The organism is Lentzea sp. NPDC005914 (genome assembly GCF_040629405.1).
Taxonomy (GTDB): Bacteria; Actinomycetota; Actinomycetes; order Mycobacteriales; family Pseudonocardiaceae; genus Lentzea.
On record NZ_JBEXVQ010000039.1, the window covers coordinates 81,046 to 92,680 of the forward strand.

9 protein-coding genes and 1 pseudogene are annotated in these 11,635 nt (G+C 68.8%); 3 read left to right on the forward strand and 7 right to left on the reverse strand.

The window, feature by feature from the left end; genetic code table 11:
* The first annotated feature begins 20 nt into the window (after positions 1-20).
* Complete coding sequence (locus ABZ345_RS38770; RefSeq protein ID WP_359859929.1) at positions 21-923, forward strand: LysR family transcriptional regulator; 903 nt, start codon at positions 21-23, stop codon at positions 921-923.
* Positions 924-927: 4 nt separating this feature from the next.
* On the opposite strand, the gene ABZ345_RS38775 is transcribed toward ABZ345_RS38770, so the two are convergent.
* From ABZ345_RS38775 to ABZ345_RS38800, 6 genes are all read right to left on the reverse strand, one after another.
* Positions 928-2,577 carry a serine/threonine-protein kinase gene (locus tag ABZ345_RS38775; RefSeq protein WP_359859931.1) on the reverse strand — a complete coding sequence of 550 codons (1,650 nt, stop codon included), beginning with the start codon at positions 2,575-2,577 and terminating at the stop codon, positions 928-930.
* Positions 2,578-2,681: 104 nt separating this feature from the next.
* Positions 2,682-3,998, reverse strand: coding sequence for a serine/threonine-protein kinase (locus ABZ345_RS38780; RefSeq protein WP_359859933.1), 1,317 nt, complete (start codon positions 3,996-3,998; stop codon positions 2,682-2,684).
* Positions 3,999-4,147: 149 nt separating this feature from the next.
* Positions 4,148-5,020 (reverse strand): hypothetical protein, encoded by an 873-nt coding sequence (locus ABZ345_RS38785; protein WP_359859935.1) that lies wholly within the window; start codon positions 5,018-5,020, stop codon positions 4,148-4,150.
* Between the two features lie 166 nt (positions 5,021-5,186).
* Entirely contained in the window at positions 5,187-6,002 is an 816-nt protein-coding gene (locus tag ABZ345_RS38790; RefSeq protein ID WP_359859937.1) for a hypothetical protein, read from the reverse strand.
* Between the two features lie 172 nt (positions 6,003-6,174).
* Positions 6,175-7,023 carry a hypothetical protein gene (locus ABZ345_RS38795; RefSeq protein WP_359859939.1) on the reverse strand — a complete coding sequence of 283 codons (849 nt, stop codon included), beginning with the start codon at positions 7,021-7,023 and terminating at the stop codon, positions 6,175-6,177.
* A gap of 104 nt (positions 7,024-7,127) precedes the next feature.
* Entirely contained in the window at positions 7,128-7,454 is a 327-nt protein-coding gene (locus tag ABZ345_RS38800) for a hypothetical protein (RefSeq protein WP_359859941.1), read from the reverse strand.
* A 70-nt stretch (positions 7,455-7,524) separates the two neighbouring features.
* On the opposite strand from ABZ345_RS38800, the gene ABZ345_RS38805 reads away from it, so the two are divergent.
* A complete protein-coding gene (locus ABZ345_RS38805) occupies positions 7,525-8,577 on the forward strand; it encodes a histone deacetylase (RefSeq protein ID WP_359859945.1) in 1,053 nt (350 codons plus the stop codon).
* 18 nt (positions 8,578-8,595) lie between these two features.
* Here the strand turns inward: ABZ345_RS38805 and ABZ345_RS38810 are convergent.
* A pseudogene (locus ABZ345_RS38810) lies at positions 8,596-8,880 on the reverse strand (chorismate mutase); the annotation flags it as partial.
* A gap of 293 nt (positions 8,881-9,173) precedes the next feature.
* Here ABZ345_RS38810 and pcrA point away from each other — a divergent pair.
* Positions 9,174-11,486, forward strand: coding sequence for a DNA helicase PcrA (gene pcrA / locus ABZ345_RS38815; RefSeq protein ID WP_359859943.1), 2,313 nt, complete (start codon positions 9,174-9,176; stop codon positions 11,484-11,486).
* Positions 11,487-11,635 lie beyond the last annotated feature (149 nt).

The window sequence follows — 11,635 nt, forward strand, 5'->3', positions numbered from 1 at the left end:
CAGCGCTGTACAGTCAGAGCATGCTGGACGTGCGACGCATGCAGGTGCTCAGGGCGGTCGTGACCACCGGTTCCATCACCGCGGCCGCGACGAACCTCGGCTACACCCCGTCCGCCATCTCGCAGCAGGTCGCGGGCCTGGAGAAGCAGGCAGGTCTGCCGTTGCTGGAGCGCGTCGGCAGGGGCATCCGGCCGACCGCCGCCGGACGGCTGCTCACCGAGCACGCCGGCCGCCTCGCCGACCAGCTCGCCGAGGCCGAGAGCGCCCTCGCGGCGTTGCGCAACGGCTGCGCGGGCATTCTGCGCGTCCGCTACTTCGCCACGGCCGGCGCTGCTCTCGTGCCGCCCGCCGTCGCCACCTTCCGCGCCGAACGCGCCGGTGTCGAGCTCGACCTGAAGCTCACCGAGCCCAAGGATCCGTTCGAGGAACTGGCCGCGGGCCGCGCCGACGTCGCGATCACCGTCCTGGAGCCCGACGAGCCCGCGCCCCTGGGCATGGTCGCGCGGCACCTGCTCGCCGACCCGTTCTTCGCTGTCCTGCCGCGCGGTCACGCCCTGTCCCGCAAGCGCGTGATCGAGCTCGCCGAGCTGAGTGACGAACCCTGGATCGACTCGGACTGCAGTGCCGCCGGCCCGTGCTCGAACCTCGTGAAGAACGCGTGCGCGGGCGCCGGGTTCTCACCGAAGGTCGCCGTGGAAAGCGACGACTACGCCACCGCGCAGGGATTCGTGGCAGCCGGGCTCGGCGTCACGGTCATTCCCCGGCTCGGGCTCGGATATACACACCCCGGCGTTGTTCTCCGCAAGGTGCGCAATCCCGAACTGGTGCGGCACATTCACGTCGTCTACCGCGAGGAGGCCTCGTGGAATCCCGCCGTGCTGGCCCTGGCGGAAGCGCTGGAGAAGGCCGCGAAGGCCTCCTAGCCAGCTATCCGGCGGCCGGGCCGAGTGACTTGTCGGTGTGCAGCAGGAAGTTCGGGCTGGCCCACTGGAACGAGATACCGCGCTTCTCGGTGACCTTGCCGCCGGTCTTCTTCGTGTACTCGACGGTCACTTCCCAGTAGTACTCCGAGACCTCGTTCGCGTTGACGATCTTGGCCTGCTTGACGTCCGACCAGACGGTCTGGAATCCGCCGTAACCGCCGGGGTAGCTGCCCTGGAAATTGGCGTTGCCCATCTTCCAGGCTTCTTCGGGATTCGTGGGCGCCATGCCGAAGTAGTCGTTCAGAAAGCTGCGCATGTCGTCGGGGGTGGGCTGGCTCGTCCACTGACCGGCCTTGCCGGCCGACTTCTGCGGCGTCGACGACTTCGTGCTGCCCTCGGTCTGCTGGACCTGCGTGTTGCCGCCCGCGTTGTTGTTGCTGCCGCCCTTGTCGTCCTTGTTCGAGATGATGCTCGCGAACATGATGCCGATCACCGCCGCCGCCACGATGGCGAGCGCGGTGTAGACGGTCGACTTCTTGCTCTTCGACGACAACGGCAGCGCCGACGGCTTCGGCCGCTGCGAGTACTGGGGCGCGGCGGCCGGCCGGTGGTTCGACGGCGGCTGCTGCTGCGTCGGCACGGCGCGCGGGGGCGTGTGCAGGTCGACGCGGGTGGCGGACGGGTGCGGCGGCTGCTGGGGCGTGAGGGCCCGCGTGGCGGCCTGCTGCTGCGGCTGCTGAATCGGGGCACCGCGCCACGACGGCGGGTGCGTCGGGGCCACCACGGCGGGCGTGAAGGCCGCGGCGGCCTGGCCGTTCGCGACGGCGGCGAGCGCGTCGCGGGCCTCGGCCATGGTCGGGCGGTCTTCGGGCTCGGCTCGCAGCAGGCGCATCAGCAGCGCGGTCATCGGACCGGCGTTGCGCGGCGGGTCGACCTTGCCGGACGCCACCTTGTGCAGCAGCGCGATGGTGTTCTCGCTCAGGCCGAACGGCGGCGTGCCCTCGATCGCGGCGTACAGCGTCGAGCCGAGGGAGAACACGTCGGACGGCGAACCGGGGTCGTACCCCTTGGCGACCTCGGGAGCGAGGTAGGCGGGGGTGCCGGCGAGCATGCCCGTCGCGGTCACGGTGACGTCACCGGTCGCGCGGGAGATGCCGAAGTCGGTGATCTTGACCGTGCCGTCGTCGCCGAGAAGGATGTTGCCCGGCTTGATGTCGCGGTGCACGATGCCGGCGTTGTGCGCGGCGGCCAGCGCCGAGGCGACCTGCATGCCGATCGACGCCACGTCGCGCGGCGGGAGCGTGCCGCGTTCGGAGAGCACCGCGGACAGGCTCTTGGACGGCAGGTACTCCATGATCAGCCACGGCTGGCTGTCGTCCTCGGCCACGTCGTAGACGGCGACCGCGTGCGGGTGCTGAAGGCGCGCGGCGATGCGGCCCTCGCGCATGGCACGTCTCTTCGCCTCGTCCGTGTCGGCTTCGGCGAGTCCGGGCTGCAGGAGAAGTTGCTTGACCGCGACGGTGCGGTGCAGTCGTTCGTCGTGTGCGGTCCAGACGACGCCCATGGCGCCACTACCGATCCGCTGGCTCAATCGGTAGCGACCAGCGACCAATCGGCCATCGTCGGTCACAGTTGCTCCCCGCTGTGCGGTCACTTAGCTCTCTGTTCAACGGCTCGTCACACCTTCGGGTTCAGATCACCCAACGGTGCGGGTACCCACCTTACGAGATTTCTACGACGTAACTGCGCTTAGCCCGGTCAGCTCGTCGTCACTACCGAGCTCGGTGGCGGCGACGACGGAGGCTTCGTTGTGGTCGTCGTCGGTGGCGGCGTCGTAGTTGTCGTCGTTGTGGTGGTCGTAGTTGTAGTCGTCGTAGTGCTAGACGTCGTTTCGCGCGTTGTCGTTGCCTCGGGCGTGGTCGTCGTCACCTCGGTGGTCGAGGTGGTCGGCTGAACCACTGAAGAGGACGTCACCGGCGGTACCGACGACGGCTCCTTGTCCTTGTTGAACACGCCCAGCGCGACCATCAGACCACCGATGACCAGCAGCAAGGCCAGAACCACCGCCGCGATCACCAACGGCCGGTTGTCCTGCTGCTTGCCCACGGGCGCCATCGGCGGCGCCGTGCGAGGAGGTGCGGTGGTCCGCGCCACCGGACGAACCACGCGCGTCCGGTCCGGCTCGATCATTGTCGTCGGATCTGGTCCGGCGACAGCGGGCAGGCCGCTGAAAGACGGCGCGCGCCCGTTCGCGACCGCCGTCAGCAACTCGCGCGCCTGCGTCATCGTCGGCCGGTCGTCCTGCTCGTAGTTCAGCAGGTAGAGCAGCGTGTCGGCGAGCGGGTGGTCGACGGTCGGCGGGTTGATTCGCCCGGCCGCGACGGCGTGCAGAACACCGAGAGTGTTCTCGCTCACTCCGTAGGGCGGTTCGCCCTCCATCGCGGCGAACAGCGTCGAACCGAGCGAGTAGACGTCGGAGGCCGGCGTCGGGTCCTGGCCCCGCGCGATCTCCGGCGCGAGGTAGGCGGGAGTGCCGGCGATCAGGCCGGTCTTGGTGACCGTGATGTCGTCGGACGCCCGCGAGATGCCGAAGTCGGTGATCTTGACGACGCCGTTCTCGGCGATCAGCACGTTGCCGGGCTTGATGTCGCGGTGCACGATGCCCGCCGCGTGGGCCGCGGCCAATGCCGCCGCGCACTGGGCGCCGATGCTGGCGACCTCGATCGGGTCCATCGGCCCGCCCTCGGCCAGCGCGTCGGCGAGGCTGTAGGACGGCAGGTACTCCATGACCAGGCACGGGACGCCGTCTTCCTCGACGACGTCGTACACGGCGATGGCGTTCGGGTGGTGCAGCTTGGCGGCGATGCGGCCCTCGCGCATGGCGCGCTGGATTGCCTCGTCCTGCTCGGCTTCGTCCAGGCCAGGGGCCAGGAGCAGCTGCTTGATCGCTACTTCGCGGCCCAGCCGTTCGTCGTGGGCACGCCAGACGATGCCCATCGCGCCGGAGCCGATGCGGTCGAGAAAGCGGTAGCGGTCGGCGATCAGACGGCCGTCCGAGGTGTCGGACGTCGTCACAAGACCACCTCGGGGGTGCAACACAGCGGAACTGCGGCTGCGGCAGCAGATCCCACGCTCGTGCTCCTCGTGCGGTAGTCAGCGGTCGTCCGGAATGCCCGCACAGGGTACCCCTGTCGTGGGCGGCTGCTGAGCTACCGGGTTGTGCGTCACTTCACGGGTGCGAAGAAGTCGAACCCTCCGACGGTGTCGCCCACGGTGTTGAGCACCGGGTCGAGGAGCCCGAGGTCCACGCTGACGTCGACCGGGTTGGACGGCGTGGGCAGCGGGTTCGAGGCCGGCGGGGTGCTGCTGCTCGGCGGGTTCGCGGACGAGCTCGGCGGCGGAGGAGGCGTCTCGCTCGACGGCGGCGTGCTCGGCTGGCTGGTCTCCGACGACGGCGTGGTCGTGGTCGGCGCCTGCGTCGTGGAGGTGGGCTGCTGCGTCGGCTGCTGGGTCGGCGTCTGCTGCGCCGGCTTCTGCGGCTGCTGGGTCTGGACGTACGGGGCGACGCGCGTCTTGGCCTGCTCCGTCGTCGGGTCGGCCGACGGGGTCTCGGTGGCGTCTTCCTGCTGCGTCTTGTTCGACGGCAGCTTCACGACGCCCTCGGTGCCGGCGCTCGCGCCACGGGCCTGGGCGCGCTCGTCGAACCGCACCTCGGCGAGCGGGCGCTCGTCGGTCGGGGACAGCCACGAGGAGGCCGCGAAGGCCACGGAACCGCACAGGACCACGCCACCGCTGGCCGCGACGGCGAGCTTGCCGACGGTGAACCCGCCGCGCTGCGTGTCGTCGGCACGGCCTTCACGGCGCAACAGCTCCGTGATGTGCAGCTCCTTCATGGGCTGCTTCTTGGGCTTGCTGCCCGGTGCCCTCACCGACTTGAACTTGATCGTCGGCTCGAACGCCTCAGGGGTGATGTCGTCGGTGATCACCGGGATCTCGACGGTCTCCGCCTCGCGGCGGGCGATCAGTTCGGCGACGGACAGCTGGCCGGTCGATTCAGCCGAACCGTTCAGCCGCCGACGATGGTCCTCAATCGACACCGCTCGTTCACCCTTCCAAGTTCGCGTTCGCGCACTGGCGGGAACATGGATACCGAATCGTGACCCGAGATGTAACCCCTTCGGGGGAATTTTCACGGTCGAAACCCGGTTTTCGCGACGAGCGGTCACCGTTCGACTGCGAACGGCGAGGCCAGTTGGGTGCGGCCTAACTCCTCTGCGCCGAAAGGACCTCGGTGCCGACGATCCGCGGCTGGGTCGTGTCGGTGAGCCAGAAGAGCTGTTCGATGCGCAGCCAGCTGCCGTCGAGCTCCTGCATCGAGACGACCGCGAGCACCGAGCCGTCCGGCCGGACCGACGTCTGGTCGACGTTGACGGTCTTGATCATCCCCCAGGACTCGACGAACTCCTTGGGGTTGGCGCCGACGAGGTCCGGCGACAGCAGCTTGGTCGCCGCGTTGGGCTTGGTCGTGAGCAGCTCGTAGAACCTCCGCACCACGTCCACCTGCGGCTGAGGGCCGACCGAGACCTCGGGTGTGGTCGGTTCGGGCGTCTCCAGGAGCAGTGCGGGCGGCTGCGGCAGCGGGGTGTCCGCGGCGGTCTGCAGCGGCGTGTGCTCGTTCGGCAGTTGGGCCGACAGGACGTCGGGCCGCAACGCGCTCGAGCCGGACAGCGCGACGGGACGTTCGGTGACCGGGATGCCGGTGTTCGCGGGCCGCTTGCCCGCGAGGATCGCGGCGCCCGCGACGGCGCTGACCAGCACGATCGCGCCGGTCAGCAGGCCCGCGGCCTTGGCGACGCGGCTCTTGCGGTTGCGCCGGCGGCGGCCGGAGACGACCGGGATCACCGCCGTGGTCGCGGTCATGTTCTCGGTGGGACCGAGCAGTGATGTGACGAGAGCGTCGGTGGCGGCTTCCTCGTTCGACGGGATGCGCATCGGGCTCGGCTGCTGGTTGATCAGCTCGGCCACGCTGATCGATCCGGCGCGGGTGTGCCTCCGGCCGGTCGTCGCGGGACGCTGCACTGGTCTCGTCCTCCGTACTGTCCGTGGTCACCAGAAGACGTACCGTGGCCACGCGTGACGACGCCAGCATCTGGATGGACTTCATCCGTCCGTGGCGTTCAGCGGTGCTCGGGATTCGCTCGATGGTGCTACGTATTACTTTCGGTAACTCGGGCGGTGACCTTTAGCCACCTCAGCCGCCGAGCTTCAACCGTTCGCCGTTGATCAGCGGCAGGTCGCCGAGCGTGAAGCTCAGCTCGCGCTTCTCGGTGCTGACCGAGCCGTCCTTCTTCGTCACCTGCAGCAGGCTGACGGTGAGGCCCTTGCTCGGGTCGACGGCGATCTCCTTGACCTCGATCAGCGAGATGTCGGCGAGCCGGCCCTCCAGCAGCGCGCCGGCGTTCGAGCGCACGGTGTCCGTGGTCATGGCGAGCGCGGTGTCCGCGTTCGTCGCCATCTCGCGGTAGAAGTGCTCGGTCTGCTGGGCGATCTTGGAACCGTCGACGACCGGCGCCTGGGCGACCGGCACCGTCGTGATGACGGGCGGCGCGAGCCCGGACGGCTTGGTGCTGGTGGCCGGACCCTGGCCGCTGGCCGGAGCGCTGGATCCGGTACCCGGCACCGCGGCGCCCCTGCCGGTGTTCGCGGCGGACGGCTTGGTGCCCGTGGCCGAGGGGCTCGTGCCCGCGGTGGGCAGCGTGGCGATCTGCGGCACGTCCGACGGGTAGCCGGGCAGGCCGACCGTCTCGACCGCGCCGCCACCGCCGACCAGCTTGGCCGCGGCGACGCTCAGCCCGACCAGCACGAGCACCGACGAGACGACGGCGAACCAGGCCGCGCGCTTCCACGTGCGCGGCGGCGTGACCGAGGCGGGCACCAGGCCGATGTTGAACTTCCGCAGCCCGTCGGTGTCCTGCAGCGGGTCGATCTGGCGGCGGCGGGGCAGCGGGATGCGGTCGCCACCGACGACGGGGCGCGGCTGCGTGTGCTCAGGCTCCGCGACACCGTCGTTGAGACGATGTTTGCCCGTCAGTTCGTCCATCCCCGACACCCCTCTGCGACGCAATCAGAGTAGGGCCGTTCAGACGTACCGAACCAACCAAAAGGGGGTGTTCAGGACGAGTGACACACGATCGTGTGGTTTTCCTAGCGGGGAGGGAGTTGCGCTTGACCGCTGTTCAACTGCTTGTGCGTCTTCTGCACGCCGTTGAGGGCGGCCAGACCGCTGCCGCCCGCGATGATCGCGCCGATCACGTCGGCGCTCAGCGACTCGCCGTTGGTGATCAGCAGACCGATCACCGCGCCCAGCGTCGTGATGATCGCGGTCTTCCAGCGGCTGCGGACGAACTGCGAGACAGGTGCTCCGGCGAGGCCCTTCTTGTTGGCGGCCGAGCCGAGCAAGCCGAGGTATGCGTCGTGCGCCAAGGCGGCGAGCAGGCCGGCGATGGCGATCAGTGCGGCGATGAGGCCCATGCCTCCAGTGTGCCTCCAGATTTTTCCGGTGGACCATCCGTGATCGCCCTGATATCCGATTCGGGTGGACATGTTCTGGCACGACGACTGCCTCGAGCACGACGCCGGTGAGGGCCTGTGGGAGCTGCCGGGCTCCTGGCCGTGGCTGGACGTCGCCGAACCGCACCCGGAGAACGCCGCGCGGCTGCGCACGTTCCGGCACGCGCTGAGGCACGGTCCGGTGGCTTCCCACCTGACGTGGAACGAGGGGCGGCACGCGTCCGTTGACGAGCTTCTGCGCGTGCACACGGCGGGGTACCTCGACTCGTTGCGTGTCACCGAGCGTGTGGCGCTGGAAGTGAACACGATCGTGGGACCAGAAACGTGGCGTGCGGTGTGTGCGGCGGCGGGAACGTCGCTGGCAGCACTGGAGTCCGGCGCACCGCTGGCCTACGCGCTCGTCCGGCCGCCCGGTCACCACGCGCAGCCGGACATGGCCGACGGCTACTGCTTCGTGAACAACGCGGCGCTGGTGGCGGAAACCGCGCGGCGCCAAGGGATGCGGGTCGCCGTGCTGGACTGGGACGTGCACCACGGCAACGGCACGCAGGAGGTGTTCCACGACCGTGCGGACGTGCTGACCATCTCGGTGCACATGCGGCACGGCTCGTGGGGACCCAACCACCCTCAGACGGGCGCGCCGTCGGAGGTAGGCGCTGACGGCCGGAACGTGAACATCGAGCTGTCACTGGGTGCGGGTGACACGGCGTACTTGCGCGCGCTCGACGAGATCGCTTTCCCACTGCTGCGTGAGTTCGCACCGGACCTGCTGATGTGCGCGTCCGGGTTCGACGGATCCGCGTTCGACCCCAACGGCCGCCACAACATCACCGCATCGGGTTACCGCGAGATCGGGCGCCGGGTGGCGTCGTTCGGAACTCGGGTCGTGCTCACCCAGGAGGGCGGCTACCTGCGCGGGTACTCCGCGCTGTGCCTGCACTCGCTGGTGGAGGGCTTGCTGCGGCTGCCGGAACCGTTGCTGGAAGATCCGCTGGCCTACGTGCCGGACGACTCCCAGCTCGTGGACGCGGACTTCGAGCACGTTCTGGCCGCCCTGAAGCCTTTTTGGCCCGGCGTCCTGTGACGCCGGGCCGGGCTCGGTCTACCTGCCGAGCGGGCCGCGGCCCATCTTGAGCAGGATCATCGCGAGGTCCTTGCCCTCGGAGCCGAGCGGCTTGTAGCGGTTGAGCACGTCGATCTCGCGGTTGTGCACGATCTTCGTGCCACCGGCGGCCATGCGTGCGGCTCCGATGATCTTGGAGACCTCGACGCGGCGTTGCACGAGGCGCAGTATCTCCGCGTCCAGGTGGTCGATCTCCTGGCGCAGCTCGTTGATGTCGGGCTCAGTGCTGGTGTCCATCGTGGTGACCTCTCGACTCTGCGAGTCCTGGCCCGGAAGCGAACGAAGCCCCGGGGTCCGAGGACTCCGGGGCTTCGTGGTGGCTTGTTCAGCGCTAGGCGACCACGGGAGCCGGAGTCCGGATCCCGTAGAAAAACTCGAAGAACGTCGCGCGCATGGATTCAGTGTTGCACAGAACCTCGGGTGGTCGCCAAGTCGTTGCGGTGGGGGCGCTCACCAGGTGGGACGCCCGATCAGGACACCCCGATCGAACACGCTCATCGAACACATGGTCGGGCGGTACCGGTTTTGTCGGTGCCGCCCGGTACCGTGAATGAACGATGAGCGCCTTGTTCGACTTGCCCTCAAGTCCCCCCGTTTCCCGCGCGGGCCACCTGCTCGACGACCTGAACCCCGCGCAGCGCCGTGCCGTCGAGCACGCCGGTTCACCGCTGCTCGTGGTGGCCGGCGCCGGCTCCGGCAAGACGCGCGTCCTCACCAGGCGGATCGCCTACCTGCTCGCGGAACGCGACGTGCACCCCGGCCAGATCATGGCCATCACGTTCACGAACAAGGCCGCCGCGGAGATGAAGGAGCGCGTCGCCGACATGGTGGGCGCCCGCGCCCGCTCGATGTGGGTGTCGACGTTCCACTCGATGTGCGTCCGCGTCATGCGCCGCGAGGCCAAGACCCTGGGCATGTCGTCGAACTTCTCGATCTACGACAGCGACGACACGCGGCGCCTCATCACGCTCGTGGCCCGAGACCTCGATCTAGACCCGAAGAAGTACGCGGCCCGCACCCTCGCCGTGCACATCTCGAACCTCAAGAACGAGCTCATCGATCCGGAGACCGCCACCGCCCAGGCCACCAACGACCTGGAACGCCGAGTGGCCGAGGTCTACACGGTCTACCAGCGCCGCCTGGGCGAGTCGAACTCCCTCGACTTCGACGACCTCATCATGCGCACGGTCGAGCTCCTCCAGACGTTCCCGGACGTGGCCGAGCACTACCGCCGCCGCTTCCGCCACGTCCTGGTCGACGAGTACCAGGACACCAACCACGCCCAGTACACCCTGGTCCGCGAACTGGTCGGCAAGGCAGGCGGCGAGCTCCCGCCGGCAGAACTGTGCGTGGTGGGCGACGCCGACCAGTCCATCTACGCCTTCCGCGGCGCCACGATCCGCAACATCGTGGAGTTCGAGCGCGACTACCCGGACGCCACCACGATCCTGCTGGAGCAGAACTACCGCTCCACCCAGAACATCCTCACGGCGGCCAACGCGGTCATCTCCCGCAACCCCAACCGTCGCGACAAGTCCCTTTGGTCCGACCTGGGCGAGGGCGAGAAGATCGTCGGCTACGTGGCCGACAACGAACACGACGAGGCCGCCTTCGTGGCCAACGAGATCGACCGCCTGGTGGACGGCGGAGAGGTCAACAACAGCGAGATCGCCGTCTTCTACCGCACCAACAACCAGTCGCGCGTCTTCGAGGAAATCTTCATCCGCCTGGGCCTTCCGTACCGGGTCGTCGGCGGCGTCCGCTTCTACGAGCGCCGAGAAGTCCGCGACGCCCTGGCCTACCTCCGCACCCTGGCCAACCCGGACGACACGGTCTCCCTCCGCCGAATCCTCAACGTCCCCAAGCGAGGCATCGGCGACCGAGCCGAAGCCTGCGTCTCGGCCTACGCCGAACGCGAACGCATCAGCTTCGCCGCAGCCCTCCGCGAAGCCGTGCACGACCGCGTCCCGATGCTGAACCCGCGCTCCCGCAACGCAATCGCCGGTTTCGTCGAACTGATGGACCAACTCGGCGAGATGGTCGAGCGCGAGGACGACGTGGCCGACATCCTGGAAGCCGTCCTGGAAAAGACCGGCTACCGCACCGAACTGGAAGCCAGCGAAGACCCACAGGACCACACCAGGGTCGAAAACCTGAACGAGCTGGTCACCGTCGCCCGCGAGTTCACCGAACTGGAACTCCCAGAAGGCGCCGACCCCATCCCCTCCCTCCCGGCCTTCCTGGAACGCGTCTCCCTGGTAGCCGACGCCGACTCGATCCCGGACGCAGAGTCCGACGGCGTGGTGACCCTGATGACCATCCACACGGCCAAGGGCCTCGAATACCCGGTCGTCTTCTCCACGGGCTGGGAAGACGGCGTCTTCCCCCACATGCGAGCCCTGGGCGACCCAGCCGAGTTGGCCGAAGAACGCCGCCTCGCCTACGTGGGCATCACCCGAGCCCAACGCCGCCTCTACCTCTCACGAGCCCTGGTCCGCTCAGCCTGGGGCCAGCCCTCAGCCAACCCGGCCTCCCGCTTCCTGAGCGAAATCCCCCAAGACCTCCTCGACTGGCGCCGAGTAGAGCCGTCCCGCTCGGCCCCAGCAGCCGCCACAACCTGGGGCCGCTCAGCCTCAGGCGGCATAGCCTCCCGAGGCCTGACCCGCCCAGCCCCAGGCAAAGCGGGCTGGAAGGACGCCCCAGCCATGAAGCTGGAAGTGGGCGACCGCGTAACCCACGACAAGTACGGCCTGGGCCGAGTAGTAGCAGTAGACGGCGCGGGCCTGAGGGCCACCGCCACCATCGACTTCGGCGGCTCCGGCACAGTCCGCCTGATGCTGATAGGCAGCGTCCCAATGACCAAGCTCTAACCAGCGCCACCCCAGCCAGGCCGCAGCGCGCGCACCGGGCAGCCCACCCAATGCACCCGATGGCGAAGCCGAGGCAATGGCGACGCCGAAGGCGAGCTGCTTGTCCCGTGCGCTTCGGGTGGGGTCCCGTCACGAGTCGTGCCTGATCG